The organism is Gordonia sp. NPDC057258 (genome assembly GCF_042668985.1).
Taxonomy (GTDB): Bacteria; Actinomycetota; Actinomycetes; order Mycobacteriales; family Mycobacteriaceae; genus Gordonia; species Gordonia hongkongensis.
Map to the genome: position 1 here is coordinate 33,339 of NZ_JBHUXZ010000013.1, position 26,786 is coordinate 60,124.

General features: G+C 68.6%; 27 protein-coding genes. 13 read left to right on the forward strand and 14 right to left on the reverse strand.

Annotated features, from left to right (window positions below):
• Positions 1 to 4 precede the first annotated feature (4 nt).
• A complete protein-coding gene (gene trpS / locus ACFUEJ_RS11645; protein ID WP_058250876.1) occupies positions 5 to 1,060 on the forward strand; it encodes a tryptophan--tRNA ligase in 1,056 nt (351 codons plus the stop codon).
• A 49-nt stretch (positions 1,061 to 1,109) separates the two neighbouring features.
• Positions 1,110 to 2,210 carry a YhjD/YihY/BrkB family envelope integrity protein gene (locus tag ACFUEJ_RS11650; RefSeq protein ID WP_078112072.1) on the forward strand — a complete coding sequence of 367 codons (1,101 nt, stop codon included), beginning with the start codon at positions 1,110 to 1,112 and terminating at the stop codon, positions 2,208 to 2,210.
• 21 nt (positions 2,211 to 2,231) lie between these two features.
• On the opposite strand, the gene ACFUEJ_RS11655 is transcribed toward ACFUEJ_RS11650, so the two are convergent.
• The 4 genes from ACFUEJ_RS11655 to ACFUEJ_RS11670 form a co-directional block, all read right to left on the reverse strand.
• Entirely contained in the window at positions 2,232 to 3,521 is a 1,290-nt protein-coding gene (locus ACFUEJ_RS11655; protein WP_078112204.1) for a D-alanyl-D-alanine carboxypeptidase family protein, read from the reverse strand.
• A gap of 10 nt (positions 3,522 to 3,531) precedes the next feature.
• Positions 3,532 to 4,311, reverse strand: coding sequence for a type 1 glutamine amidotransferase (locus ACFUEJ_RS11660; RefSeq protein WP_058250664.1), 780 nt, complete (start codon positions 4,309 to 4,311; stop codon positions 3,532 to 3,534).
• Positions 4,312 to 4,384: 73 nt separating this feature from the next.
• Positions 4,385 to 4,864, reverse strand: coding sequence for a hypothetical protein (locus ACFUEJ_RS11665; protein WP_223258988.1), 480 nt, complete (start codon positions 4,862 to 4,864; stop codon positions 4,385 to 4,387).
• A 47-nt stretch (positions 4,865 to 4,911) separates the two neighbouring features.
• Positions 4,912 to 6,117, reverse strand: a complete 1,206-nt coding sequence (locus ACFUEJ_RS11670; RefSeq protein ID WP_388029540.1) for a cytochrome P450 — start codon at positions 6,115 to 6,117, stop codon at positions 4,912 to 4,914.
• Positions 6,118 to 6,281: 164 nt separating this feature from the next.
• Here ACFUEJ_RS11670 and ACFUEJ_RS11675 point away from each other — a divergent pair, with 164 nt between their 5' ends.
• Positions 6,282 to 6,860 carry a TetR/AcrR family transcriptional regulator gene (locus ACFUEJ_RS11675; RefSeq protein WP_058250662.1) on the forward strand — a complete coding sequence of 193 codons (579 nt, stop codon included), beginning with the start codon at positions 6,282 to 6,284 and terminating at the stop codon, positions 6,858 to 6,860.
• A 42-nt stretch (positions 6,861 to 6,902) separates the two neighbouring features.
• Here ACFUEJ_RS11675 and ACFUEJ_RS11680 read toward each other — a convergent pair whose 3' ends face one another.
• Genes ACFUEJ_RS11680 through sdhC form a run of 4 tightly spaced genes read right to left on the reverse strand, consistent with a single transcriptional unit; the run spans position 6,903 to position 10,332 of the window.
• Complete coding sequence (locus ACFUEJ_RS11680; protein WP_058250661.1) at positions 6,903 to 7,691, reverse strand: succinate dehydrogenase iron-sulfur subunit; 789 nt, start codon at positions 7,689 to 7,691, stop codon at positions 6,903 to 6,905.
• Positions 7,691 to 9,445 carry a succinate dehydrogenase flavoprotein subunit gene (gene sdhA / locus ACFUEJ_RS11685; protein ID WP_058250660.1) on the reverse strand — a complete coding sequence of 585 codons (1,755 nt, stop codon included), beginning with the start codon at positions 9,443 to 9,445 and terminating at the stop codon, positions 7,691 to 7,693. Before sdhA ends, ACFUEJ_RS11680 begins: the two co-directional genes overlap by 1 nt.
• Positions 9,446 to 9,459: 14 nt before the next feature.
• A complete protein-coding gene (locus tag ACFUEJ_RS11690; protein ID WP_058250659.1) occupies positions 9,460 to 9,915 on the reverse strand; it encodes a succinate dehydrogenase hydrophobic membrane anchor subunit in 456 nt (151 codons plus the stop codon).
• Positions 9,916 to 9,927: 12 nt separating this feature from the next.
• A complete protein-coding gene (gene sdhC / locus ACFUEJ_RS11695) occupies positions 9,928 to 10,332 on the reverse strand; it encodes a succinate dehydrogenase, cytochrome b556 subunit (RefSeq protein WP_058250873.1) in 405 nt (134 codons plus the stop codon).
• Between the two features lie 224 nt (positions 10,333 to 10,556).
• Here sdhC and ACFUEJ_RS11700 point away from each other — a divergent pair, with 224 nt between their 5' ends.
• Genes ACFUEJ_RS11700 through ACFUEJ_RS11710 form a run of 3 tightly spaced genes read left to right on the forward strand, consistent with a single transcriptional unit; the run spans position 10,557 to position 13,422 of the window.
• Complete coding sequence (locus ACFUEJ_RS11700) at positions 10,557 to 10,961, forward strand: cytidine deaminase (protein WP_058250658.1); 405 nt, start codon at positions 10,557 to 10,559, stop codon at positions 10,959 to 10,961.
• Positions 10,958 to 12,295 carry a thymidine phosphorylase gene (locus tag ACFUEJ_RS11705; protein ID WP_068971757.1) on the forward strand — a complete coding sequence of 446 codons (1,338 nt, stop codon included), beginning with the start codon at positions 10,958 to 10,960 and terminating at the stop codon, positions 12,293 to 12,295. The genes ACFUEJ_RS11700 and ACFUEJ_RS11705 overlap by 4 nt, the downstream gene beginning before the upstream one ends.
• Positions 12,292 to 13,422 carry an adenosine deaminase gene (locus tag ACFUEJ_RS11710; RefSeq protein WP_068971758.1) on the forward strand — a complete coding sequence of 377 codons (1,131 nt, stop codon included), beginning with the start codon at positions 12,292 to 12,294 and terminating at the stop codon, positions 13,420 to 13,422. Before ACFUEJ_RS11705 ends, ACFUEJ_RS11710 begins: the two co-directional genes overlap by 4 nt.
• A gap of 48 nt (positions 13,423 to 13,470) precedes the next feature.
• On the opposite strand, the gene ACFUEJ_RS11715 is transcribed toward ACFUEJ_RS11710, so the two are convergent.
• The 3 genes from ACFUEJ_RS11715 to ACFUEJ_RS11725 all read right to left on the reverse strand — a co-directional run bounded on the left by ACFUEJ_RS11715 (position 13,471) and on the right by ACFUEJ_RS11725 (position 16,215).
• On the reverse strand, positions 13,471 to 14,760 hold the full coding sequence (locus ACFUEJ_RS11715) for a primosomal protein (protein WP_065630717.1): 1,290 nt from the start codon (positions 14,758 to 14,760) through the stop codon (positions 13,471 to 13,473).
• A 124-nt stretch (positions 14,761 to 14,884) separates the two neighbouring features.
• Positions 14,885 to 15,844, reverse strand: coding sequence for a C40 family peptidase (locus ACFUEJ_RS11720; protein WP_068971759.1), 960 nt, complete (start codon positions 15,842 to 15,844; stop codon positions 14,885 to 14,887).
• Positions 15,841 to 16,215 (reverse strand): type VII secretion target, encoded by a 375-nt coding sequence (locus ACFUEJ_RS11725; RefSeq protein WP_068971760.1) that lies wholly within the window; start codon positions 16,213 to 16,215, stop codon positions 15,841 to 15,843. Before ACFUEJ_RS11725 ends, ACFUEJ_RS11720 begins: the two co-directional genes overlap by 4 nt.
• A 119-nt stretch (positions 16,216 to 16,334) precedes the next feature.
• Here ACFUEJ_RS11725 and upp point away from each other — a divergent pair, with 119 nt between their 5' ends.
• Positions 16,335 to 16,964, forward strand: coding sequence for a uracil phosphoribosyltransferase (gene upp / locus ACFUEJ_RS11730; protein WP_068971761.1), 630 nt, complete (start codon positions 16,335 to 16,337; stop codon positions 16,962 to 16,964).
• Positions 16,965 to 17,565: 601 nt separating this feature from the next.
• A complete protein-coding gene (locus ACFUEJ_RS11735) occupies positions 17,566 to 18,825 on the forward strand; it encodes a DUF222 domain-containing protein (protein WP_388029549.1) in 1,260 nt (419 codons plus the stop codon).
• 355 nt (positions 18,826 to 19,180) lie between these two features.
• On the opposite strand, the gene ACFUEJ_RS11740 is transcribed toward ACFUEJ_RS11735, so the two are convergent.
• A complete protein-coding gene (locus ACFUEJ_RS11740; protein WP_068971763.1) occupies positions 19,181 to 19,846 on the reverse strand; it encodes a hypothetical protein in 666 nt (221 codons plus the stop codon).
• 41 nt (positions 19,847 to 19,887) lie between these two features.
• Entirely contained in the window at positions 19,888 to 20,691 is an 804-nt protein-coding gene (locus ACFUEJ_RS11745; RefSeq protein ID WP_068971764.1) for a purine-nucleoside phosphorylase, read from the reverse strand.
• A gap of 101 nt (positions 20,692 to 20,792) precedes the next feature.
• On the opposite strand from ACFUEJ_RS11745, the gene ACFUEJ_RS11750 reads away from it, so the two are divergent.
• Both ACFUEJ_RS11750 and ACFUEJ_RS11755 read left to right on the forward strand, forming a co-directional pair.
• A complete protein-coding gene (locus ACFUEJ_RS11750) occupies positions 20,793 to 21,491 on the forward strand; it encodes an enoyl-CoA hydratase/isomerase family protein (protein ID WP_068971765.1) in 699 nt (232 codons plus the stop codon).
• Entirely contained in the window at positions 21,491 to 22,690 is a 1,200-nt protein-coding gene (locus ACFUEJ_RS11755) for an amidohydrolase (protein ID WP_068971766.1), read from the forward strand. The genes ACFUEJ_RS11750 and ACFUEJ_RS11755 overlap by 1 nt, the downstream gene beginning before the upstream one ends.
• Positions 22,691 to 22,700: 10 nt before the next feature.
• Here ACFUEJ_RS11755 and ACFUEJ_RS11760 read toward each other — a convergent pair whose 3' ends face one another.
• A complete protein-coding gene (locus ACFUEJ_RS11760; RefSeq protein WP_004021668.1) occupies positions 22,701 to 23,180 on the reverse strand; it encodes a gamma-glutamylcyclotransferase in 480 nt (159 codons plus the stop codon).
• Positions 23,181 to 23,423: 243 nt separating this feature from the next.
• Here ACFUEJ_RS11760 and ACFUEJ_RS11765 point away from each other — a divergent pair, with 243 nt between their 5' ends.
• The 3 genes from ACFUEJ_RS11765 to ACFUEJ_RS11775 all read left to right on the forward strand — a co-directional run bounded on the left by ACFUEJ_RS11765 (position 23,424) and on the right by ACFUEJ_RS11775 (position 26,786).
• Positions 23,424 to 24,827: an NAD(P)H-quinone dehydrogenase gene (locus ACFUEJ_RS11765; protein ID WP_058250647.1), complete on the forward strand. Its 1,404-nt coding sequence runs from the start codon at positions 23,424 to 23,426 to the stop codon at positions 24,825 to 24,827.
• A gap of 109 nt (positions 24,828 to 24,936) precedes the next feature.
• Positions 24,937 to 26,340 carry a hypothetical protein gene (locus ACFUEJ_RS11770; RefSeq protein WP_388029555.1) on the forward strand — a complete coding sequence of 468 codons (1,404 nt, stop codon included), beginning with the start codon at positions 24,937 to 24,939 and terminating at the stop codon, positions 26,338 to 26,340.
• Entirely contained in the window at positions 26,337 to 26,786 is a 450-nt protein-coding gene (locus tag ACFUEJ_RS11775) for a hypothetical protein (RefSeq protein ID WP_223258846.1), read from the forward strand. Before ACFUEJ_RS11770 ends, ACFUEJ_RS11775 begins: the two co-directional genes overlap by 4 nt.

The following is a 26,786-nucleotide window of genomic DNA, read 5'->3' on the forward strand; positions in this document are numbered from 1 at the left end:
CGTCATGACCAGCGACGTAGAGCGCAACGGAGAGCCCGCGGCCGAGTCAATGCCGACCCGTCCGCGTGTGCTGTCCGGTATCCAGCCGACGAGTGACTCCTTCCACCTCGGGAACTATCTCGGTGCGGTCCGGCAGTGGGTGGCCTTGCAGGACGACTTCGAGGCGTTCTACTTCATCCCGGACATGCACGCACTCACGGTGCCGTTCGACCCCAAGGTCCTCGCCGAACGCACCCGCCTGAGCGTCGCGCAATTGCTCGCCGTCGGTGTGGACCCCGAGCGGTCGACGATCTATGTGCAGTCCCACATCCCCGAGATCGCCCAGCTGACGTGGGTCCTGTCGTGCATCACCGGTTTCGGCGAGGCCAGCCGGATGACCCAGTTCAAGGACAAGTCGGCCAAGCAGGGCGTCGACGCGGCGGGCGTCGGCCTGTTCACCTACCCCATCCTGATGGCCGCGGACATCCTCGCCTTTCAGGTCGATCGGGTTCCGGTCGGGGAGGACCAGCGGCAGCATCTCGAACTCACCCGCGACCTCGCCCAGCGATTCAACTCCCGGTTCGGCAAGGTGCTGAAGGTGCCCCAGGCGCACATCGTCGCCGAGTTCGCCAAGATCTACGACCTGCAGAACCCGACGGCCAAGATGAGCAAATCCGCCGAGACCGACAAGGGTCTGATCAATCTGCTCGACGATCCGAAACGTTCGGCGAAGAAGATCCGGTCGGCTGTCACCGATACCGGTTCGGAGATCCGGTTCGATGTCGTCGATAAGCCTGGTGTCTCCAACCTGCTGACCATCCAGTCGGCCCTGTCCGGTGTCGGCGTCGACGATCTGGTCGCCAAATACGAGGGCAAGGGATACGGCGACCTGAAGGTCGACACCGCGGAGGTGCTGACCGAGTTCGTCACCCCGCTGCGCGGGCGGGTCGAGGAGTACCTGTCCGATCCGGCCGAACTCGACGCCATCCTGGCTCGGGGCGCGGCCCGCGCGCGTGCCATCGCCTCCGAGACGCTGGCGTCGGTCTATGACAAGGTGGGGTTCCTGGCGCCTGGCCGGTGAGACCGCATCCGCCGGACGCCGTCCCGCGATCCGACCAGGAAGGCGATCCATGACCTCCGCGCGCGACTCGGCGAGATCACCGGTGGACACGGCGAAATCGGCGGTGGACAAAGGGATGACGACCGTCGACAAGGGCAAGTCGGCCTTCGCCGCGGCGCGGGAGAAGTGGCCCGCCGTCGAGCACCTGGTGCAGACCGTCGAACGCTACAACGACCGGCGCGGAAACGTGTATGCGGCGGCCATCAGCTTCAACGGCATCCTCGCGCTCGTCCCGATCATCATGGTGGTGTTCTCGGTCGCCGCGTTCGTGTTGGCGAATCAGCCACAGCTGCTCGAAGACCTGCAACAGGCGGTTGTCGACGCCGCGCCCGGCAAGATGGGCGAGCAGCTCAGTGAGGTCATCGATTCGGCGATCTCCTCCCGCGCCGCGGTAGGGATCGTCGGTCTGATCGGTGCCGCCTTCACCGGGATCGGGTGGATCTCCGGCGTCCGGGTGGCCTTCACCGAGATGTACGGGGGTCGCGTCGACCGCAACCCCGTGCTGTCGAAGGTGTGGGATCTCCTCACGTTCGCATTGCTGGGCATGGCCTTCGCCGTGACGATGGCGCTGACGACGCTGGGCAACAGCGGGCTCACCACCACGATGCTCTCCTGGGTGGGCCTCGACGACGCGTCATGGGCCCCGGTCGTGGTGCGGGCCGTCGCCATCGTCGTGTCGGTGTTCGCCAGCTGGCTGCTCTTCACCTTCGTGCTGGCGCGGCTACCGCTGGTGCCGCTGCCGATGACGCACGCCATGAAGGCCGGACTGGTCATCGCGATCGCGTTCGAGCTGATGAAATCCCTTGGCGGGCTGTATCTCCAGTCGGTCCTGGGCTCGCCGGCCGGGGTGGCGTTCGGTCCGATCTTCGGTGTGTTCGTCTTCGCGTACCTTGCGTCGCGGATCGTGTTGTATGCCACCGCGTGGTGCGCGACCGACCCCATCAACAGCAAGTACCAGGTGGTGGAAGAGCCGGACGCGGAACTGCACCGGCCGGTCCAGATTTCGCCGACGGTCGAGGTGAGCCCGGCGCCCCGGCCCGGCGCCCTCGCGGCCGCCGTCGGACTGGGCGCAGTCGCGGCCGCGCTGATCGGAGCCCTTCGGCGGCGTTGACCTCCGGCGCTGGTCGTCTGATCAGCGGCGTCCGGCGAGCTTCAACCCGATGAGCAGGAGGATGACCGCCGCGAGTGCGGCCACGAGCCCGATGAGGATCTGGACGGAGGTCGACGACGCCTGGTCGGAACCTGTTGCGACGGCGCGGTTCTCGGTCTGCGTCGGCGCTGGTGTCGAGGTCGGTCCGGACGCGGCCGACGGCTCGACGAGGCGGCCCACCGAGATGGCGGGGTCGGTTCGGAATCCGTAGTCGAACATCGCCTTCGCCTGGTCCCAGTACGGATCCCCGTCGACGGACAGGCCGAACATCTGCACGATGATCACCGTCTGGCCGTCGCGTTCGGCGGCACCCACGAACGTCTTCCGTGCGTCGTCGGTGTAACCGGTCTTGCCGCCGAGCATTCCCGGATACCCATCGAGGAGGAGGCGGTTGGTGCTGTACATGTCGTAGGGCGGATGATCCTTGTCGCCCGGCACATCTGGACGCCGCGGGTAACCCGGGAAGCGGATCGTGGGCATCGCGATGATCTCGCGAAAGGTCGGCTCGGTCATCGCGGCCCGGAACAGCAGCGCCAGATCGTAGGGCGAGGAGGACATCCCGGCGGCGTCCAGTCCGGACGGGCTGGCAGCACGCGTGTCCGTCGCGCCCAGCTGCGCGGCCCGGTCATTCATCTTCTCGAGCGTCGCGTCGACGCCGCCGAGCTGACGCGCGAGCGCATTCGCGCAGTCGTTGCCGGACACGAGCAAGAGTCCGGTGAGCACGTCGCGAACGGTGTAGACACCACCGGGCCCCATGCCACAGGAATCACCCTCGGTGCTCGAGTCCTCGACGGTGGGCACGACCGGCGCGCCGAGGTCGAGTTCGTCGAGGACGACCAGTGCGAGCAGCACCTTGATCGTCGACGCCGGCCGGTACCGGCCGTGGGGATCCTTGGCTGCGATGACCTGCCCGGACTCGAGATCGGCGATCAACCAACCCGCGGAGGTCAGTCGCGGCGGAACGGGACCGGCCGACGGATCGGCGATGACCCCGCAACCGGCGAGTTGGTCACCGCCGACGGCCGGTGCGGGAACAGGAAGGGGAGTGGGGGTCGTCGAACCCGGTGCGACGACCTCGGATTCGTCGACGGCCGGAGGCGTGGCGACTTTGTGCGGGCAGTGATCGGTGACCGGCGTGGTGATCGCCGGAGGCGGTACGGTCGGCAGCGGGACGGCCACGGCCGGGCCGACGCGAAGGACGAGGCCGAGCACTCCGACGGTCAGCACGGCGACGAGCGCGCACGCGGTACGACGAGTCCACGTCGGGGTCATCGGCCGCACGTTACCAGCGGGGCCGTGCGCTGCCGACGACATCGTGCAACCAGCGCCGCATCACTGCCTCCGCCGTCGGCACGGTCACTTTCTCGGCGGCCGCGGCGTCGATCGGGAAGCGGTCGGTGGCCGACTCACCCAGGACCTCGGCCACCGCGGACCGTGATTCCTGGTGTGACAGCCACCCCCTGACGAGATCGCCGCCGGCTTCGAGGTGGAACTGCACTCCGTAGCAGTTGTCCACGCGGAACAACTGATTGACGCAGGCGTCGGAGGACGCGAGCAGGGTGGCCCCGGGTGGCAGGGTGAACGTGTCGAAATGCCACTGGACTGTGTCGATGTCGCGTGGTGCGGGTGCGATGACCGCCCCGCCCCACACCGGGTCGGCCATCCCTGCGTCGTTGAGACGCACCCGGCGTACACCGAGTTCCGGTATGTCGCTCGTGTGCACCTCGCCACCGAGAGCCGCTGCCAGCATCTGCGCGCCCAGACAGACACCCCAGATGGGCACACCGCGTTCACGGGCACGGCGGAGCAGGTCGATCTCGTCGGCGATCCACGGGATGCGGTCCGCGTCACCGACTCCCATCGCTCCGCCGAGAACGAGGATGGCGTCGAAATCCGCTGGATCGACGGTCGCGGGTTCGCGCCAGATCCGCAGGGTGGCCGTCTCGGTGATCGCGTGCAGGGCGGGTCCGTAGGCGCCGGGTGGTTCGGACTCCGCGTGCCGGATCTCCAAGACCCGCAACCGCTCCCGCGGGCGCTCGACCGGCTGTGTTCTGGTGCTCATGACGAGTGCAAGAGTACGGTCTCGGTGGCGATTCCTCTCGCCGACGCGGGGTCGGAACCCACGCCGGGCTGCGTCAACCGGAATGACATGAACTCGTCGGACGGGACCCGTGCGCGGTGTGGTCGGCGACCCGTTCACCGTCGACGGTGATCTCGCACCGGGCGAACCGCCCGCCGGACTGGAACAGCGCGTCGACCGGTGCCTCGGCCGCGGCCCGCGTGTACACCAACGACGCCTTGAACTTGCCGTCTGGATCTCGTTGCGACAGCGGCACTTCGGACTGTGTGCGGAGTCTTCCGTCTGCGTCCGTCCACGCTGCGGCGCCGTTGTGCTCGTGGTCGGAGATCAGCGTGATCGTGATGCGTTGCGTGTCGGTGGTGGGTGCTGCCGCGGCCGGTGCGAACACCAGGAGGCACGCGAGCGCACTCACCGCGAGTGTCAGCAGCAGCCGGAACAGAAGGGCGCGGGCCATGAAGTACTCCGTTCGATGGGCGATCACCGGTCCGGCGACGGGCCGGGTTCCTCGGTCTTCCTTCGACGCATCGGACGGCATATCGGTTCCATCGCGCTGCTGAGCGAGCGGAAGTCGGGATTCTGCTGTCAGCGGGTGATCGTCAGCGGCAGCGTGGTGAAACGACGGACGAGAACCCCGGGCTCCCACGCCGTCTGCGTCAGATCGACCCGGAAAGCGGTCGTGGAGCGCAGCAGATGCTCGACCGCGAGGCGCGCCTGCAAGCGTGCCAATGTCGCCCCGACACACAGGTGCAGGCCCTTGCCGAACGCCAGGTGCGACCGCCGCGCCGCCGGATCGAGATCGATCGCGCCGGGATCGTCGAAATGCCCGGGGTCCCGATTGGCGGCACCCCACATCAGGAACACATGTGACCCCGCCGGCAAGGCGGTGTCGCCCAGCGTCGTGTCGGCGACCACGTGCCGGAAATGCCCACGAAACGGGGTCTCGAGCCGAAGGGCCTCCTCCACGAACGCCGGGATGAGCCCGGGGTCGCTGCGTAACCGTTCGACGACGTCGGGATGGCGGTCCAACAGCCAGACGGCACTGTTGAGCAGGCTCGTGGTCGACTCGGCCCCGGCGGCGACCAGTTGGAACAGGATCATCACCGCGGTCTCGTGATCGAGACCGCCCTCGGCGACGCGGCGTGCCACCTCGACCAGCGCGGTCGGCCCGCTCGCTTCGCTCCCGGCGCCGGTGTCATTGTCTGCGTTGCTCATCGCCGCCGACAGATAAGCCGTCAGCTCACCGACTGCCGCGGTTGCCGTCGTCAGCTGGTCCGGCGTGATGACGCCGTCGATCAGGACGTTCGTCGCGATCGCCCACCGGGTCAGCGTGGCACGGTCGGCGACCGGCAATCCGATCACCGCCGTGGCGACCTCCATCGGAATCCGTTGCGCGACAGCGCTCACCCAATCGATCCGGCCACCACGGAGATCGTCGGCCCATGCCTCCGTGATGTATCGACGAATGGTCGGTTCGAGCTCGCGGGTACGTGCCGGAGACACCGACCGCATGGCGAGCTTCCGATGATCGCGGTGCCTGGCCCCGTCGGCGGTGGCGAGGACGTGCATAGCGTCGCCCAGGCCGGCGACCGGGAACTCCGAGACCGTGCCGTCGCCGTGCCACACCATCGTGGCGGTCAGGTTCGACGAGAAGTCCTCCGGGCGTCGGACCGCGTCGGCGATCAGGTCCCAGGAGCCGACGGCGAAGAACGATGAATCCCCGATTCGCTGCACGGGCGAACCGGTGTGCAGACGCGAGTAGAAGGTCGTGGGATCGGCGGTGGTGTCCATGGAGTCCAGCGTGGGCGACCCCGGGCCGTCGACGCACGCATATCCCCGAAGTCGAGATCGGTGAGAAGTCACAGCACCATCCGGTGTCTCAGGCTAGCCTCGTGAACAGCTGGAACGTCCTTCATCGACAGGATGGTTCGTCTCACCATGAGAACGGGGGAGCGATGGCCCGGGACTGGCTGGTCGACGGAGACCGGCACGATGCTGCACGCGAGCGTCTGATCGCGCACGCGGCGGCCCTCATCGCACGCCGTGGCCTCGACGGGTTCGACCTCGACGAGCTCGGTCGTCGGGCGCACTGTTCGAGGGCGACGATCTACCGCCATGCCGGCGGTCGGTCCGCGCTGATCGAGTCCGTGCTGGCCACCACGTCGGCACCGGTGCTCGCCGCCATCCGTGCGACCGTCGCGGATCTCACCGGGCCCGATCGCGCCCAGACGGCGATCATCGAGACCCTGCGCGCACTACGCGGCGACCGGGTCATCCGGCAGTTCCTCCGGCCCGACAACCTCATCGGCGCGACGCCAACCGTCCTGTCGTCCCCCGCGGTGCACGCGGTGGCCGCCGATCTGGTCGGCGTCGACCCCGATGATCCCGCGGATGCACGGTTCCTCATCCGTTCCGTTCTCGCCCTGCTGCTCTGGCCCGCCGAACCCGACGAGGAGGCGCGGAGCGCGGAATCGATCGTCGCCGGCATCTTCCGTCGGGACCCCGGCACCGACGACGACGGCCCGCACCCCTGAGGGTGCGGGCCGTTGCCGGGCTGCAGAGAAAGTTCGAATCGGCTAGCGCGAGAACATGAGTGCGCGCTTGACCTCCGAGATCGCCTGGGTGACCTGAATGCCACGCGGGCACGCGTCGGTGCAGTTGAACGTGGTGCGGCAACGCCACACACCGTCGACGTCGTTGAGGATGTCGAGTCGCTCGACGGCCCCCTCGTCGCGGCTGTCGAAGATGAACCGGTGCGCGTTGACGATCGCGGCGGGACCGAAGTACGAACCCTCGGTCCAGAAGACCGGGCAGCTCGTCGTACAGCAGGCGCACAGGATGCACTTGGTGGTGTCGTCGAACCGGGCGCGGTCGGCCTGGCTCTGGATGCGTTCGCGGGTCGGCTCGTTGCCCGAGGTGATCAGGAACGGCTTGATCGCGCGGAACGCGTCGAAGAACGGTTCCATGTCGACCACGAGATCCTTCTCCACCGGCAGGCCGCGGATCGGCTCGATGGTGATCGTGATCTCCTTGGACTTGTCCTTCGGGAGCATGTCCTTCATCAGCAGCTTGCAGGCGAGACGGTTGACGCCGTTGATCCGCATCGCGTCCGACCCGCACACGCCGTGGGCGCAACTACGACGGAACGTGAGCGTCCCGTCCAGGTAGCCCTTCACGTACAGGAGCAGGTTGAGCAGGCGGTCGGTCGGCAGCGCCGGGACGCGGAAGCTCTCGAAGCCCTGGGCGTCGGGATTCTCCGGGTTGAAGCGGAAGATCTTGAGCGTCACCATGGTGGCCTCGTCGGGCACCGGAGGCAACGGCGGATCGTCGGAAGACGGTGCGGGCTTGTCCAGAACAGATGTCATCAGTACTTACGCTCCATCGGCTCGTAGCGGGTTTCCACGACCGGCTTGTACTCCAACTCGATGTCTGAAAGGAGGTCCGTGCCCTTTTTGTAGGCCATGGTGTGCCGCTTGTAGTTGACGTCGTCACGATCCGGGTAGTCCTCGCGTGCGTGACCGCCGCGCGACTCCTTGCGGTTCAGGGCTCCGGCCACCGTCACCTCCGCCATCTCCAGCAGGAAGCCGAGTTCGATGGCCTCGAGGAGATCGCTGTTGAAGCGCTTGCCCTTGTCATGGACTCGGATGTGGGCGTAGCGCTCCTTGAACCGGTGGATGTCGGTCAGGGCCTGCTTGAGGGTCTCCTCGGTGCGGAACACCGAGGCGTTCGCGTCCATCGAGGCCTGCAGCTCGGTACGGATGTCGGCGACGCGCTCGTGTCCGTGGTCGCTGAGCAGCAGCTCGAGCCACGAGTCGACCATCTCGGTGGGCGTCTCGGGGAGCTCGGCGAACTCGGCCGAGTTCGCGTAGTCCGCGGCCGCGATTCCCGCGCGTCGTCCGAAGACGTTGATGTCGAGCAGCGAGTTGGTGCCCAGCCGGTTGGCTCCGTGGACCGACACGCACGCACACTCGCCGGCGGCGTACAGGCCGTGGACGACCTCGTCGTTGTTGCGCAGCACCTGACCGTTGATGTTGGTCGGGATGCCGCCCATGACGTAGTGACAGGTGGGGAACACCGGCACGTACTCGGTGACCGGGTCGACGCCGAGGTAGGTACGGGCGAACTCGGTGATGTCGGGGAGCTTCTCGTTGAGGACGTCCTCGCCGAGGTGGGTCACGTCGATGTAGACGTAGTCCTTGTTCGGGCCGGCACCGCGACCTTCGAGCACCTCGAGCACCATCGACCGGGCCACGATGTCGCGCGGCGCGAGGTCCTTGATGGTGGGGGCGTAGCGCTCCATGAAACGCTCGCCGTCGGCGTTGCGCAGGATGCCGCCCTCACCGCGGACCGCCTCCGAGATGAGGATGCCGAGCCCCGCGAGACCCGTCGGATGGAACTGGTGGAACTCCATGTCCTCGAGGGGCAGGCCCTTGCGGAAGATGATGCCCATGCCGTCGCCGGTCAGCGTGTGCGCGTTCGAGGTCGTCTTGTACATACGGCCCGAGCCGCCGGTGGCGAACACGATCGACTTGGCGTGGAAGACGTGGATCTCGCCGGTCGCGAGCTCGTAGGCGACGACACCGGTCGCGACCTGCTCGCCCTTCTCGTTCTCCGTGAGGCAGATGTCGAGGGCGTAGAACTCGTTGAAGAACTCGACGTCGTGCTTGACGCAGTTCTGGTAGAGCGTCTGCAGGATCATGTGGCCGGTGCGGTCGGCGGCGTAGCAGGCCCGCCGGACCGGGGACTTGCCGTGATCGCGGGTGTGGCCGCCGAAGCGTCGCTGATCGATCTTGCCCTCGGGTGTCCGGTTGAAGGGCAGGCCCATCTTCTCGAGATCGAGCACCGCGTCGATGGCCTCCTTGGCCATGATCTCGACGGCATCCTGATCGGCGAGGTAGTCACCACCCTTGACGGTGTCGAAGGTGTGCCACTCCCAGTTGTCTTCCTCGACGTTGGCGAGTGCCGCACACATGCCGCCCTGGGCCGCGCCGGTGTGGCTGCGGGTCGGGTACAGCTTGGTCAGCACCGCGGTGCGGGCCCGAGGGGCGGCTTCGATCGCCGCGCGCATGCCTGCGCCGCCGGCGCCCACGATGACGACGTCGTAGCGATGTTCCTGCATGTTGTGGGTCTCCTTTAGCCGACGCTGTTGACGTCGAAGGTCAGGAGGGCGTAGGTGCCCATCGTGAGGACGAGGATCATCGACACGGCGAGCAGCACGTTCAGCCAGAAACGGGTCGAGTCCTTGCGGGAGTAGTCGGCGATGACGGTGCGCACACCGTTGCCGCCGTGCAGTTGGGCCAGCCACAGCATGGTGAGGTCCCAGATCTGCCAGAAGGGTGAGCTCCACCGCGCGGCGACGAACGAGGAGTCGATGCGGTGCACGCCGCCGTCCCAGGCCAGCATGATGAACATGTGGCCGATCGTCAGGACGACGAGCAGCAGCCCGGAGAACCGCATGAACAGCCATGCGTTCTTCTCGAAGTTGCCGCCCTTGGGCTTGCGGGGCGAGCGCGGGTTGTCCAGGCTCGCGGGACGGTCGTGCTGAGTACCGAGGGTCTTGGCGACACCGGTGGCTTCCGAGGTGGTCATCTCTGGTGTCTCCTACAGGTGGCTGAACATGATCTGCAGCAGGCGGACCGTGCCGGCACCGAAGACGATGACGAACAGGGTCATGGCCACCCACAGCATCTGTCGCTGGTACTTGGGTCCCTTGGACCAGAAGTCCACGAGGATCAGGCGCACACCGTTGAAGGCGTGGAACAGGACGCACGCGACCAGGGCAATCTCCATGAGACCGATGATCGGCGTCTTGTAGGTCTCGATGATCTCGTCGTACTGATTGGGGTCGACTCGGATGACCGCGGTGTCGAGCACGTGTACGAAGAGGAAGAAGAAGATCGTGACGCCGGTGATGCGGTGCAGGACCCACGACCACATGCCGGGATCGCCGCGATAAAGAGATCGTCTGCGCACCGGGTCGGGTGCGACTTCGGTCGAGGTGCTCATCGGGAAAGTGGCCTCCAACATCGTCGATGGACGCGTCGAATCGGCATGCTCCGACTCGACCATGGACCCATACGAAGAGACTCTAAACCCATGCACATTCCGGTGGTAAATTGCCCGAACCGATCTGGGCGACAAGACATTACGACTTAGGTTTGCCTTACCCAAGCTTTGCGGTGATGAAATCCGGATGAACGGCCGATGACGCCGGGCGACAGGAGATCCACGTGGTTACAGAAATCGATTGGGATGTGTTGCGGGACAAGGCCAGATCGATGATCGGTCGTGCTTACGCACCCTACTCCCGGTACCCGGTGGGCGCCGCCGGGATCACAGCCGAGGGCGGTGTCGTCGCCGGTTGCAATGTGGAAAATGTCTCATATGGCCTGGGTATCTGCGCCGAGGTCGCACTGGTCGCGGCCCTGGTGAACGACGGAGGCGGAGCGCTGCGGGCGGTCAGCGTCTGCGACGCCCGCGGGGCGGTTCTGATGCCGTGCGGACGGTGCCGACAGGTCCTGCTCGAACACGGCGGGCGCGAGCTCCTCGTCGACCACCCCGGTGGTCCCCGGATGCTCGCCGAGCTGCTTCCCGATGCCTTCGGACCCGACGATCTCGAGGCGGTCCGTTCATGACGGTCGACGCCCGGGAGATCATCCACGCGGTGTCGGTGATCGCCACCAAGCGGGGCGGACACGAACTCGCCGACGCACAGATCGCGTGGATGGTCGACGGCTACACCCGCGGCGAGGTGGCGGCGGAACAGATGTCGGCATTGCTGATGGCCATATATCTGCGCGGGATGAATCGCCGTGAGATCGCGTCCTGGACGCACGCGATGATCGACAGCGGGCGCCGGATGGACCTGTCCGGTCTGCAGCGGGACGGGCGGCCGCTGGCCACCGTGGACAAACACTCCACCGGCGGCGTCGGGGACAAGATCACCCTCCCGCTCACGCCGCTCGTCGCGTCGTTCGGTGTCGCGGTGCCGCAGCTGTCCGGTCGGGGGCTCGGTCACACCGGTGGGACGCTCGACAAGCTGGAGTCCATCCCGGGGTGGCGGGCCGAGGTGAGCACGTCTGACATGCTCGACCAGCTCGAGCGGGTCGGCGCGGTCATCTGTGCCGCAGGCGCCGACCTGGCACCCGCCGATCGCAAGCTCTACGCCCTGCGCGATGTCACGGGCACGGTCGAGTCCATTCCGCTGCTGGCGTCGTCGATCATGAGCAAGAAGATCGCCGAGGGCACCGGTGCGCTGGTCCTCGACGTCAAGACCGGGTCGGGTGCCTTCCTGCCCGACGAGGACGACGCGCGCGAACTGGCGTCGACCATGGTCGAACTCGGTCACGACGCCGGTGTCGACACCCGTGCGGTCATCACCGACATGGGCACACCGCTCGGACTCGCGATCGGCAACGCCGTTGAGGTGGCCGAGTCGGTGGAGGTACTCGCCGGCGGCGGACCCGCCGACGTCGTCGAACTGACCCTGGCCCTCGCCCGGGAGATGCTCGACGCCGCTGGGCTCGTCGACGCCGACCCCGCAACCCATCTCGCCGACGGCCGGGCGATGGACACGTGGCGGGCGATGATCGCGGCGCAAGGTGGCGACCCCGATGCGCCCCTGCCGACGGCGCGCCACCACGACACCGTGACCGCGTCGGGCGACGGCATCGTCACCGAGATGGACGCGCGCGCGGTCGGCGACGCCGCGTGGCGCCTCGGCGGCGGCCGATCGAAGCCGGGGGAGGCGGTCGCGGCAGAGGCGGGAGTGACCATCCATGCGAAGCCCGGTGATCGTGTCCGAGCCGGTCAACCGTTGTTCACCCTGCACACGCAGGATGAGGACCGGATCCCCGGCGCCCGCTCCTGCCTGGCCGGGGCGACGACCGTGGGGCCCGACTCCGCCGAACACGCGGGCGGCGCGCGCACCCGTCCACTGATCATCGACCGCGTTAGGTTTCCATCATGACGACGCTGACCCCGGCGAACATCTCCCTCGCCCCGAAGGTGCTCCTCCACGACCACCTCGACGGCGGACTCCGGCCCGCGACGGTCCTCGAGTTGGCCCACGAGGTGGGATACGACGGCCTCCCGGCGGATGAGAACGGCAGGCAGATCGATGACGCCGAGACGCTCGGGCAGTGGTTCCGACGTGCGGCCGACAGCGGCTCGCTCGAGCGCTATCTCGAGACCTTCTCGCATACGGTCGCGGTGATGCAGACCGTCGGCGGGTTGGAACGCGTCGCGCGCGAGTGCGTGGAGGACCTCGCCGCCGACGGGGTCGTGTACGCCGAGGTGCGTTATGCGCCCGAACAGCATCTCGAAGGTGGGCTGACCCTCGACGAGGTCGTCGAGGCGGTGCTGCGGGGCTTCGCCGAGGGCGAGGCGGTCGCGGCCGAGCGGGGCCGGACGATCACCGTGCGGTGCCTGGTCACCGCGATGCGCCACGCCGCCCGGTCACGCGAGATCGCCGAACTCGCGGTCCGCTACCGGGACCGGGGTGTCGTCGGTTTCGACATCGCCGGCGCCGAGGCGGGGCATCCGCCGACCCGCCATCTCGACGCCTTCGAATACATGCGGGCCAACTGTGCGCCCTTCACCATCCACGCCGGCGAGGCATTCGGGCTGCCGTCGATCCACGAGGCCATCGGCTTCTGCGGGACGGACCGGCTGGGTCACGGCGTCCGCGTCTTCGACGACATCGAACTCCCGGAGGGGGTCGATCTCGCGGCGCACTCGTTCGCGGGTGCGCGGCTGGGTCAGGTGGCGAACATCGTGCGGGACAAGCGGATTCCGCTGGAGCTGTGCCCGAGTTCGAATGTGCAGACCGGGGCGGTCGGTTCACTCGCCGAGCATCCGTTCAACGTGTTGGCGCGCCTACGGTTCCGGGTGACGGTGAACACCGACAACCGATTGATGTCCGACACCACCATGAGCAAGGAATTCGGCCTGCTCGCCGATCGGTTCGGCTATGGCTGGGCGGATTTCGAGCGGTTCACGGTGAACGCGATGAAGTCGGCGTTCATCCACTTCGACGAGCGGCTGGCGTTCATCGACGACGTGATCAAGCCCGGCTACGCGGTGCTGCTCGGCTGAGCAGCACCGTCGCGGCCGGTTACGGGCGGGAGGAGGGGACTGCGCCCGTCATCCCTTCTTGGTGAGCCGGGCCTCGAAGTCGTGCTCGAGCGCGCGCCACGCCTCGGCCTCGTTGTCGAACGGACCGCTGGGCGCCATGCGCTTGGGGTCGGGGTTGACGGTGTAGTCGACGAACCATCCCAGCGGAGTGGTGGTGCCGAGGGCCTCGGAGACCGTGTTGTCACCGGCGTAGTCGGCTGCGTCGGTGAAGAGTTCGACGGCGAGGTCGAGCTGGTCGCGATCCATTCGGCGGGGGCCGTCGGCGATGTCGTCGGCGAGACCCGGCAGGACGTAGACGTTGTCGTCGATGACGTCGAACTCGAGTGATCCGTTGGTCGCCTCGGTGCGGACCTCGTCGAACGTGGACAGGTCGGCGAGGTCGTGCGTGTTGTCGTCGGCGAGGAACCGCGAGAGCGAGCGCGCCGAGGTGAACACGAAGATCTTGCCCTTGGTGCCGAGGAACACCGGGTCGTCTCCGAGGTAACACCGCAGTGTCAGGTACTCGTTCGCGCTGGTGACGATCTTGATCGGGTCGATGCCGACCGACGCCCAGAAATCGTCGTCGTCGTAGTCGTCCTCGTCCTCCTCGTCCGTGTCCTCTTCGAGGTCATCGTCGTCGGCGGCGTCCGAGGACTCGGAGTCGGGGGCACCGACGATCTCGATGTCATCGTCGGTCGGCTCGTCCTCGTCCTCGGCGGACGCGGCGGCCTCGAGTTCGGCCTCGGCGGTCTCGACGGCCTTGGCGTCCACCTTCGGTGTGCTGATGACACCGTCGATGGCATCGAGCACGTCATCCCAGTGCTTGGCGATGAGCCGGCCGATGCGCACCCAGAGGTCGGTGCCCTCGCGGCCGTCGAAGTTGCGTGTGCCGGTGGTGACGGCGCCCAGGATCGGGTTGCCGTTGAAGAACTTGGTGACCGGTGTCAATTCGCAGACCTCACCGAGGATGCGGACGATCTCGAGTGCGTCTTCGAGTTCGGCGATGACCTCGGCGGTGGGGTCCTCCGCGGCGAGCTCGGGTACGCCGACGAGGTCGTAGCTGTGGCGCCCGTCGGGGACCAGTTCATCGGCCTGCAGGCCGACCACGGTCGACCACGCCGGGTGCTCGACGAGATCGTTGTCCTCGTTGGTGCGGATGAACGCGGCGAGCTCGGCGACAGAGGGCAGGACGTACAGGTCCTCGTCCAGTCCGAGGAAGGCCTCCCATTCATCGTCGCCCTCACGCCAGCGGGGTGCCCACAGGGTGAAGCTGTTTCCGTCGGTGAGTCCGAGCTCAATCGGGACGATGTCTCCGGCCATGGGGACACAGCCTAGCGATTGTCGGCGGCGGATCCAGTAGTGCCCCCACAGACGGTCGGTGGTGTGCCGACGACTTTTCGATGAACTCCTGACCCGCCCGCGGGTGCGACCATCGGCGCGGCTCTCATCGTGGACGGAAGAATCCTTCGAATGCCTGGTCGAGGTTCGAGGTGCGTACCGGCGAGACGCCCACGGGGTCACCGGCTTCGATCATTTGACCATTGCCGATGTACATCGCCACGTGGCCGGACCACACCGCGAGGTCTCCGGGCTGCAGCTGCGCCTGGGACACCTGATACCCGGCGGTGTCCTGCTCCTGGGCGAGGCGGGGGAGTTCGAGCCCGGCCTGCCGGTAAGCCCACTGTGTGAAGCCGCTGCAGTCGAATCCGTCGGGCGTCGTCCCGCCCCAGACATAGGGCACCCCGCGTTGACTCAGCGCGGCCCGCACCGCGGTCGCCGCGCGTTCGTTCGGAGCGTGGGCGACCGAGCCGTCGGGCAGCGTGATGGGGACGCCGCCGGGCGTGGGGACGGGCGACAGTCTGGCGGCGTCGCCGCCTGCGACTCCGACCATCTCGGCCGGCGCCGTGCGGCGGGCCAGGGCGGCCATCGCCTCGGTGTCGGAGCCGAGCTCGGCGCGAGCACGACCGATGATCTCCACGCCGCGGCTCAGATGCTCGACGGCGATCGGCAGGACCGCGAGAAGGACTGCCGGAGTGGCCAATCCGCCGGCGAGGCCACGGACATGCCGTTCCAGGGAGTCCACGAGGCCGTTCAGCGCGGTCGACGCCATGTGGACGGTACGGCCGGCGCTCTCGACGAGCCGGCCGAACTCGGCGGCGCATTCGGTGAGTTCGGTGAGTCGGCGCTGGTTCGCCGCGGTCGCGGCTGCGGCTCCGGCGGCCCCGGCTCCGTCCCACCGCGTGAGGACGGACTCGGCGGCCGACGTCGACCGCTGGCGCACCGACTCGACGGTGCCCGCTACGGTCCGGACCTGCTCGGCGGGGTTGCCCGGTGCCAGGATCCCGGTCCCCAGCGCGGCGATCAGTTGCCGCAGTGGCTCGATGAGGAGTTCGACGGGAATCACAGCGTCAGCTCACCGGCCGTCGCGATCCGGTCGGCGGCGGCGCAGTCGCAGTCGGCGTACGACGTTGCGGCCGAGCTCGTCGTGAGTCCGACGCGTTCCTCGCGCGCCGTCGCGGCCTCGATGGTGCGACGGTGCAGGTCGAGGAACTCGACGACGGCGGTGAGGAACTCGATGCCGATGAGACCGAAGGTGATGGCGAGTTCGACCACGGCGGCGTCGTCGCTGCCGGTCCCGCCCTCGAGCATCTGGGCGTTCGTGCGGTGTGCGCCGGAGAACTCGTGCAGCGCAGACGAATCGGCGAACAGTCGGCCACCTGTGTCCGGGCCTGGCCGGGTGGGTGCGGGATAGGGATGGGGGGAGGACGGGCTCATGGGTTTTCGACGCGGCGCGGCCCCGTTGGGTTCCATCAAATTCTCGCGGCGACCCAGACCGGCGTGGTGGAGCTCGCCCAAGCGGCACGCGAGCGCCGGGGAGGAAATAGGGTGTCGGCATGGAGTCCCTGATCGTCGACCATCCCCTCGCAGCCGCGCGTCTGACCACGATGCGCGACGAGACCACCGACAACGCCGGATTCCGGGCTGCGCTGTCTGACCTCACCCAGATGCTGATCTACGAGGCGCTTGCCGGTGCGCCGCGCGCCGACGTCGCGATCAACACGCCGATGACCGCGCACACGGGATCGAGGCTGGCATCCCCGCCTCTCCTGGTCCCGGTCCTGCGGGCCGGACTCGGCATGGTCGAGCAGGCGCACGCGATGGTGCCCGAGGCGCATGTCGGTTTCGTGGGCCTCGCCCGCGACGAGGAGACCGCACAACCCGTGCCGTACCTGGAGTCGCTGCCGGAGGACCTGTCGGGACGGCCGGTGTTCGTCCTCGACCCCATGCTCGCCACCGGCGGCTCCATGCTCCACACCATCGAGTTGCTGGTCGCCCGCAACGCCACCGACATCACCGCCGTATGTGTCGTCGCCGCACCTGAAGGGGTTGCGGCGCTGGAGAATTCGGGACACCCGTGCCGGCTCGTCGTGGCTGCCGTGGACGACGGTCTCAACGAGGTCAACTACATCGTGCCCGGTCTCGGTGACGCGGGCGACCGGCAGTTCGGTCCGAGGTATTTGTGAGGGTCGGGACCACCCGAGCGAGCTCGTCGCGCCGCTTCTGACCGTTGGCTTGAACGCAGGGGATCGCTGAAACCGCATATCCAGCCGTCGATTCCGCTGACCGATTCGGGTCATTGAACTCGACTCGCCAGTGGCCGGACACCCAGGCGCGGCGGGGCATCCGGGTGTCTGCATCTCGGTGGGCGCCCAGTGCCGCGCCGGTGCGGCCGCGCGTTTGCGCCGAACCCCGCCTCCTCTGTCTCACGCCACACACGTTGCAAACACAGCCAAGCCATGGTCATCGACATCCACGCAATGATCACGGTCGCAGTAGCGAGGGGCCTCATGAGCCTGGCTCGACGACGATCAGTGACAGGGTCCGCCGACCTGGGAGCGCCACTTGTCGTGAGCGATCGCGGGGGCCGGGGCGGCGACATAGAAGCGCTGGATCGTGACGAATTATTCGCTTACAGAATGAAATCTGAAACGGGTGTGACTGAAGTTCACCGCTGTCAACGATCTACGCCAGTCAACGAGAATCAGCGCACAGTCGACGAAAAACGCTGCACAGTGGATAGTTTCGCTATTTCTGGGCCTGTGGAAACTCTTCGTGGTCGAACGCATGTTCCTGTACCTTGGAGTCATGTCAGAGCTAGCCACTCTCCTCGATCAACTCATCGGAACCACCCTGCCCACCAACGACCCAACCGGCAGAGCGACATTCGACGCCCTCGACACGTGGCGCCTGATCCGCAACCTTGCCGATCATCAAATCGCCACGAACGCAGCGCAACTCGATGCTCTCGGGGTCGCGCAGAAAGCCGGTAGCACCACCAAGAAGCTGCTGATCGAGTCAGGACATGCGCCGGCCTCCGCCCTCCGCACCATGCGGAGTGTCGACGCGCTGCCCAACCTGCCCGCTTTGGCGCGTCATGCCGCCGATGGGCGGCTGTCCGGCGAGATCGTCGATGCCATCGTCCGCGGCATGAACGAGATCGAGAAACGATGTGGTGAGGCGCTTTCCGACGACGATCGCTCCCGGTATGAGAGCGAGCTCGTCGCCCAGGCGCTGTCGGGCGCGACACCGACTGAAGTACTCAAGCACGCTCGAGCCATCAGCAACACACTCTGCGACGACTCTGACACCGGTGTACCGGCCACCGACGACCCATCGCTGAACGCGGTCAACGTGCACACCACCGACGACGGGCGCGTCGAGGTCCGCGCTGACCTCACCCAGTTGGTCGGCGAGAAGTTCCTGGCGATGATCGACGAACGGTCCTGTCCACGGCCCGAACCCGACGGCGCCGAGGATCGTCGCACCGCCGAGCAGCGTCGCGCCGACGCTTTCGAGTTGATCCTCGACCAAGCCGCGATCGGCGCGACCATCGATACCGTCGGAAGTCCACGCACGCAACTGATGCTGACCATCCCCGCCACCGGAGAACTCGCAACGCTGCCGTGGACCGGGACGGTCAGCCATGCCACCGCGAAACAGGTCTCCTGCGACGGATCCCTGACCGAGATCGTCCTCGACAGTGAGGGCGTACCGCTGCAGATGGGTCACACCCGTCGGTTGTATCCGGCGCACCTACGTAAGGCGGTGATCGTCCGCGACGCGTGTTGCGTCAAATGCGGTGCACCACCGTCACATACCCAGGTTCACCATATCAAGTCGTGGGCCGACGGTGGACCCACCGACCTCGACAACGGCTGTTTGCTGTGTCAGCGCTGCCATACGCAGGTCCACCACCACGGCTGGGACATCGTGATGGGATTCGACCGCCATCCCTGGCTCGTCCCACCCGCCAGTATCGACCCGCAACGCCGACCGCTACCCGCCTACAACCGGCGCACCATGCGCCTCGACGAGGCCGCCTGACCGGCCGTCCGACAACCACTTTCGCGTAGCACCTTCCGCACCCGGGCCATACCCGGGACCGCATCCGTCCTTTGACAACTCCACAGTGTCACCCCAGAGGCAACCGCCCCCCGTACGAGACCGGCCCGTCTCGACGCAGTGGATGGGAACTGTTGAGCGCTGAGCGAGCGTCCGGCTTTGTGTCAGCGCATTCCACCGGGTGATCTCGATATCGGCGTCGTCTGTGTTCCAAGCCAATTGGCGACGGCCCGAGCGGCGGGCGGCGACGTCGGACGCAACGGTCATCCCGTCACGCACGCTTCGCATTTCGGTGACCGGGCTGAGCCGAACCGCGGTCAGGGAGGTGCGGCGGGTCTCAGCCGGGCAGCGACCAGTACGCGAGCATCGGCTCCTCGGTGAGCACGGCGCCGCCGTCGACGATGGTGAGACTTGTCGGCGAGACGAGGTAACGCACCGAGCCGTTGCGCGCCTCGAAGGTGTCTCCGGTGCGGGTCGGGAACTGGAGTTCGATCCCGCCCTCGGGTGCGGCGCCCTTGTAGTACAAGCGGCCCGTCTGGGTGCCCACCTGGCAGATCACCACGCGCGACCGGGCGGTCTGTCCGACGGCCACGGCGGGGTCGTCGGCGGCGTTGCAGCGGGGACCGCTGGTGAATCCCTGCCAGTCCGCGCCGGCGACGGTGGGGGTCGGCCGAACCGGGGGCGGCGTCGTCGTGGTGGTGGTCGCGGTGGTGGGGGTCGTCGTCTCCGCGGGGCGGGTGACGGTACTCGTGAAGGTCGACGCCGACGGTTGTCCGCCGTCCGCGCTGTCGCGGTCCGCGGACTCGTCGTCCGCGGGGATCAGGAGCAGCGCCGCGAGGACGCCCACCACCACCAGCAGCACGCCCGCGCCGATCGCCACCAGCACCGCCGGCGACGACCACGGGGACCGCGGCGGGCCAGGTGGCACCGGGCCCTGCGGGTAACCGCCCGACGGATAGCCACCCTGGGGATGGCCGCCTGGACCGCTCGGTGGATAGGTCATCTCGCTCCTTCGGTTCGGCCGGCCGCCGGTTCCGTTCGGTCCTACAGTTCGCCGATGATCCGGGCCAACAACTCGCCCATCCTGGTTGCCGACGCGCGGCCGACCTCCAGGACCTCTGCGTGGCTCAGGTGTTCGCCGGTCATGCCGGCCGCGAGGTTGGTAACCAGGGATATGCCGAGCACGTTGAGTCCGGCGGCGCGCGCCGCGATGGTCTCGTGCACGGTCGACATCCCGACCAGGTCCGCACCCATCGTCCGCAGCATCCGGATCTCGGCGGGGGTCTCGTAGTGCGGGCCGGGGAGCCCGGCGTAGACCCCCTCGGCGAGGCCCGGGTCGATGCCGCGCGCGATCTGTCGCAGCCGCGGTGAATAGGCATCGACAAGGTCGACGAACTGGGCACCGACCAACGGGGAGCGGGCCGTGAGGTTCAGATGATCCGTGATGAGCACGGGTTGCCCGACCGACATGTCCTCGCGCAGACCGCCCGCCGCGTTGGTGAGCACGACGGTGTGGACACCGGCCGCGGCTGCGGTGCGGACCGGGTGGACCACGCGAGCGAGGTCGTGGCCCTCGTAGGCGTGAATACGTCCCAGCATCAACAGGACTCGTCGATCACCGATCCGGACGGAGTGGACCACGCCGCCGTGGCCGGCGGCCTTGGGTGGGACGAATCCCGGGATCGACGCCATCGGCAACGAGCGGATGGGCCGCCCGAAGGCGTCGGCGGCGGGTGACCATCCCGACCCGAGGATGACGGCCACATCGTGTGTAGCGGCGTCGGTCTCGGCAGCGATCGTGGCCGCGGCGACGATGGCCGCGGCATCGGGGTCGGCGGTGGGCTCCATGCGCCAACCCTAAACCGTTCCCAGGCCCACACGGCCGCGCGTCGCAGCGCGCCGACCGATCGGGTCGGTGGCGACGAGACCGGGAGCGATAAGGTCGGGACATGCCATTTCTGAACGGTGACGGGGAGGTCGTCGAGCTCCATCTCGGAGCGCGCGGTGAGGAGATCAGCGAGTCCAATCCGGAGAACCGCTTCCGGACCCACTGGTTGGACGAGGTCGATGCACTGCTGGACCAGGTGGTCGCCGACCCGCCACGACCGCTGGTGATCACCGCCACCGGGAAGTTCTTCTCCAACGGCCTGGACACCGACCACATCTTCGCCGCTCCCGACCAGCTGCCCGGTTACCTCGACCGCGTGCACGCCCTGTACGCGAAGGTGCTCACCCTGCCCGTTCCGACGGTCAGCGCCGTCAACGGACACGCCTTCGGCGCCGGAGCGATGCTCGCGTTGTGTACCGACCACGTCCTGATGCGCACCGAACGCGGTTTCTGGTCGCTGCCCGAGGCCGCTCTCACCATGCCGTTCACCCGTGGGATGGCGACGTTGCTGCGCACCCGACTGACCGATCGCACCGCCACCGAGGCGATGTACACCAGCCGGCGGTACGGCGCCGACGACGCGGTGCGTGCGGGAATCGTCGACGAGGCCGTGGACGCCGAGCTCCTCGTGAAGCGGGCCACCGAGATCGCGGCCGCCCGCTCCGCGACCGCCGGACCCAACCTGGCGCTGATCAAGCGCGGACTCCGTGGCCCCCTGCTCGACGACCTCGCACGTCAGACCCCGCCCGGAGTCTTCTGATGTCGGCCGCGGGAGCGGACTTCGCCGCGGCGGACGATCCCATCGACGCCTGGCTCGCCGAGCACGGCGGCGATCTCATCGCGTGGCGCCGGCAGATCCATGCGCATCCGGAACTGTCCCGGCAAGAGGTCCGCACCACCGAGCTGGTGATGAGCGAGCTCACCGCCGCCGGACTCACCCCGCGCCGGCTGCCGCTGGGCACCGGAGTGGTGTGCGACCTCGGTCCTGCCGGTGAGCCCCGCATCGCGCTGCGCGCGGACATGGATGCCCTGCCGGTGACCGAACACACCGGCCTGCCGTTCACCTCGGCGGTGGAGGGCGCGTCGCACTCGTGCGGTCACGACGCGCACACGGCCATCCTGATCGGCGTCGCGAAGCTCCTCGCCGCGGCCGAACCACTTCCGGTCGGCGTGCGTCTGATCTTCCAGGCCGCCGAGGAGGTCATGCCCGGCGGAGCCCTCGACGCCATCGAGGCGGGCGTCACCACCGGTCTCGGCCGCATCTTCGCCTTGCACTGCGACCCTCGCCTGCCGGTCGGCACGGTCGGCCTGCGGTCCGGCCCGTTGACGTCCGCGGCCGACCACATCGATCTGCAACTGCACTCGGCCGGCGGGCACACGTCGCGGCCGCACCTCACCGGGGATCTCATCTACGCGATGGGCACGGTGATCACCGGCCTGCCCGGGGTGCTGTCGCGACGGATCGACCCGCGTTCGGGCACGGTGATGGTGTGGGGCGCGGCGAACGCCGGCAGCGCCGCCAACGCCATCCCGCAGGAAGGTCGCATGCGCGGCACGGTCCGCACCGGCGATCACGCCACCTGGGCCCAGCTCGAGCCGCTGGTCCGCAGCGTCGTCGGCGAGCTGCTGGCACCGCTCGGCGTCCGGTACGACCTCTCGTACTTCCGCGGGGTGCCGCCGGTCGTCAACGACGAGGTCGCGGTCGGGATGTTCGAACGGTCCGTCGCCGCGATCGGGTCCAAGGCGATCGCGGACACCCCGCAGTCACCCGGCGGCGAGGACTTCTCCTGGTATCTCGAACACGTCCCGGGAGCGATGGCCCGCCTCGGCGTGTGGGACGGATTCGGACCGCAGGTCGATCTGCACGCGCCCAACTTCGATCTCGACGAACGTGCCCTCGCGATCGGTGTGCGCGCGCTCGCCGGGATCGTGCTGAACGCGACCAGCGCCGCCGGCTAGGACACTCGGTCTATTCCGCGGGCCCCGGCCCGGGTCCGACATTGCGCGACTCGCGCAACCGGAGGTCCTGCACATACTCCGCGGGTGCGCCGGCGATCTCCGCGGCCTCGGCCATGACGCCGAGATAGCGCGCCGAGGGCAACCCGCCCTCGAAGGCGTCGAGGACGTACAACCAGGCCAGCACCGGGCCGTCGGCGGTGTCGACGCGGGCGCGGATCTTGCGGTGGATGCCGAGCTCGGAACCCTCCCACCGGTCGAGCAGATCCTCGTCCTCGGTGGTGACGTCGTAGAGAACGACGAACACCCGGGCGTCGGGGTCGTCGCGGTCCTCGGTGACCGTGGCCAGGGACCCCTCCCACCCGATGTCGCCGCCGCCGAACGTCAGACGCCAGCCGCGGAGCCATCCGGTGCCCGACATCGGGGAGTGCGGCGCGCGCTCGGCCATCTGCTCGGGATGCATGTTGGATCCATAGGCGGCATAGATGGGCACGGATGGAGCCTAGATGGTCTCCGCCGAGTCCGGAAGGCGACACCGTGGCCCGGCCCCGGTGTGCGACCACGTTCACAACGACGGACCCGCCCGACTAGTTTGGTAGGCGGCGCGAACGGGGTCGACCGTCTCGCGCGACCCGAGGAGCGTGTCACCCCGCGTTCCCGTCGAGCCACGACACACAGCCGGGCGCAGCTTCCCCACGAAGGACGCGGCGAGCCGGCGTGGAGAACAGGAGTCACAGTGACCAGGATCGTCATCATCGGCGGCGGACCCGCGGGTTACGAGGCGGCGCTCGCGGCGGCCGCCTACGGGGCCGACATCACGGTGATCGATTCGGACGGGATCGGCGGTGCCTGCGTGTTGTGGGACTGCGTCCCGTCAAAGACGTTCATCGCGTCCACCGGCATCCGCACCGAGGTCCGTCGCGCCGTCGATCTGGGTATCAACATCAAGACCGACGACACCTCCGTCACATTGCCGCAGATCCACCAGCGGGTCCGCGACCTCGCGTTCGCCCAGTCCGCCGACATCCGCTCACGACTCATCAGCGAAGGCGTGACGCTTGTTTCCGGTACCGCAGTTCTCGACGAGCGGCAGGTCGGCGTCTCGACGCACACCGTCGTCGCGACCCTCGCCGACGGAACCACCGAACGCTACGACGGCGATGTGGTCCTGCTGGCGACCGGCGCCTCGCCCCGCGTGCTGCCCGACGCCCAGCCCGACGGCGAGCGCATCCTCACCTGGCGTCAGCTGTACGACCTCGAGGAGCTGCCCGAACACCTCGTCGTCATCGGTTCCGGCGTCACCGGCGCCGAGTTCGTCCACGCCTACACCGAACTGGGCGTCAAGGTGACGCTCGTGTCGAGCCGCGACCGGGTCCTCCCGCACGAGGACGAGGACGCCGCGCTGGTGCTCGAGGACGCACTCGCCGAACGCGGCGTCGAACTGGTCAAGCACGCCCGCGCCGACAAGGTCGAGCGGCACGGCGATTCGGTCACCGCGCATCTGGCCGACGGCTCGACCGTGACCGGCAGTCACGTGCTGATGACCGTCGGTTCGGTCCCCAACACCACCGATCTCGGACTCGATCGTGCCGGGGTCGCGGTCGGCAAGGGCGGTTACATCGAGGTCGACCGGGTGTCCCGCACGTCGGTCGCGGGGATCTATGCGGCCGGCGACTGCACCGGGCTGTTCCCGCTGGCATCGGTGGCCGCCATGCAGGGCCGCATCGCGATGTACCACGCACTCGGCGAGGGCGTGAGCCCGATCAAGCTGAAAACCGTTGCGTCCGCGATCTTCACGCGTCCGGAGATCGCCACGGTGGGGGTGTCGCAGAACGCCATCGACACCGGTGAGTACCCGGCGCGCACCGTGATGCTGCCGTTGGCCACCAACCCGCGCGCCAAGATGAGCGGTCTGCGCCGGGGCTTCGTGAAGATCTTCTGCCGGCCGGCCACCGGTGTGGTCATCGGCGGTGTCGTGGTGGCGCCGAACGCCTCCGAACTGATCCTGCCCATCGCCCTCGCGGTGCAGAACAAGCTCACCGTCGGTGATCTGGCCCAGACGTTCTCGGTGTACCCGTCGCTGACCGGGTCCATCACCGAGGCGGCGCGGCAGCTGGTTCGGCACGACGACCTGGACTGAGCGCCGCCCGCCCGCTGTGCACAGCCGGTGCCGGTGTGCGCCGCCGGGTGCGTCGTCACGGTAGGGTCGGACGAATTCGTTCGTCCCGGCCGGCGACCAAGGGGGTGTCGTGAGCTCGCCGCAGCAGTCCTACAACACCTACGGCAGTCGCAACGACCGCGCGTTCGCTCGCGGTCGCACGCAGTGGGCGGGCATGAGCATCGACGAGATCCTCGACGTCCTGAGCACGATGGAACCCGGTCGTGCCGGCGGTGACGTCAACACGATCCTGCAGGCGATCGAGTCCGTCCGCCGCGCGGCCGAACGGATGCACGCGATGTTCGGCGACGGCATGCTCGGTCAGGCTTCCGACGCGGCGCTGGAGGCGGGCCGGTCGCTGTCGGCCGATCTGGCGACGACCTCGGAGACGGCCGGTCAGATCGGGGATGCGCTGGCCGGCGCGACGGGCATCCTCGGGTCGGCTCGCGGGCAGGAGGGGCGGTTGCGTGAGCTGCAGCAGCACATCCGTGACAATCCCGAGGACGCGCCGGCGGTCCGGCACGAGGTCGACCGGGCGATGACGGGCGCCTACTCCTCGCCGATGATCGGGCTGCAGCGCTCCCTGCCGAACGACCCGTCCGGGGCGAACGGGGTGACCGCAGGACTCGGCGGCGGGCTGACCGCAGGCGGTTCCGGGGCCGCGGGCTCCGGGCCGGACGCTCCCCGCGGTCAGGCCGCCAACACCGTCGACGCCGGCGACTTCGGGCGTGCCACTCCGACTGCCGGGCCGGTGCCGGTCGCTGCGGGCGGTCCACCGCCCGGTGGCGGCGGACCCGGTGCGTCGTCGACGCCGCCAGGGCCTGCGGGTCCGGGCGGCGGACCATCCGGTCGTGGCAACACCGACGGCCCCGACGGGTTGGTGCGTGGTGGTCGGGCGACGCCCGAGTCGACGACCCGCGGCGCCGCGGCTCCGGGAACGCGCCGGTCGGAGGGCGCCGACGGGATCGGTGAGAACAGCGGTTCCGGTTCCGGTGCCGGTGCGCCGGCGAGTGGAGGCGCCGGGGTCCCGGTCGCGATGCCCGCCCCCGGCTTGCTCCCACCCGCATCGGCGCCGACGCCGACCCCGGGCGCCGGCGGCTCACCGACGCCGGCGACCCCCGCCACCGCCGGGCCGATTGCCCAGCGCCCGACGGGGATGCCGCTCGCCGGGGCCCCGGGCGGCGGACGGCGGCCCGGCGCCGACGACGACAGCCACCGGGCCGCGCCGTACCTGCACACACGGGAACACGGCGCGCAGCTCGTCGGCGACATGCCGCTCGTCGGTCCGCCCGTCATCGGCGACTGGATCCGGCAGGCCTCCCCGGCGGTCGACGATGCCGCGCCGGCCGGGCCGGATCAGGCCTTGTCCCTGCGGCCCGCGGCACCCGGCGACGCCGTCTCCCGGACCCCCGTCGACGGTGCGGCGCAGGAGGTCTCGGACGACACCGATGCACCGTCGGGCGGTTCGGCCACGTCGAAACCGGAGACCGTGTGAACGCCGGGCTGAAGCGTGTCGACCGGTTACCGGGCGGCGTCGCCCGCCTCGTCGACTCGGTGCCCGACGAGGACCTCACGGCGTGTCTGCACCTGATCGTCGCGACCGTCCTGGACGTCACGGCGGTCTCGACGCCCGAGATCCGGGAGGCGATCAGCCAGTGGCGGCGGCAGGGTGGTGCGTCGACGGCCGGCATCGCACGTCTGCGGCTCGTCGCGGCACAGCACGACTTCGACGCCTTCGCGCATCAGCGTCGTGGCGACGTGGACGCTCAGCGCGACAGCTTCCGCCGCGCCCGCGCCGTCGACTGCCTGGTGGCCGCGATGTCGACGCCCGCCGCTGGTGAGTCGCTGCGCGATGCGCTCCGCGAATCGGCCTACGAGGCCGCCGCGGCGCTCGGCGGCACCGCCGGGGTGGTCGCCATCCTCGCCGACCACGTGATGTGA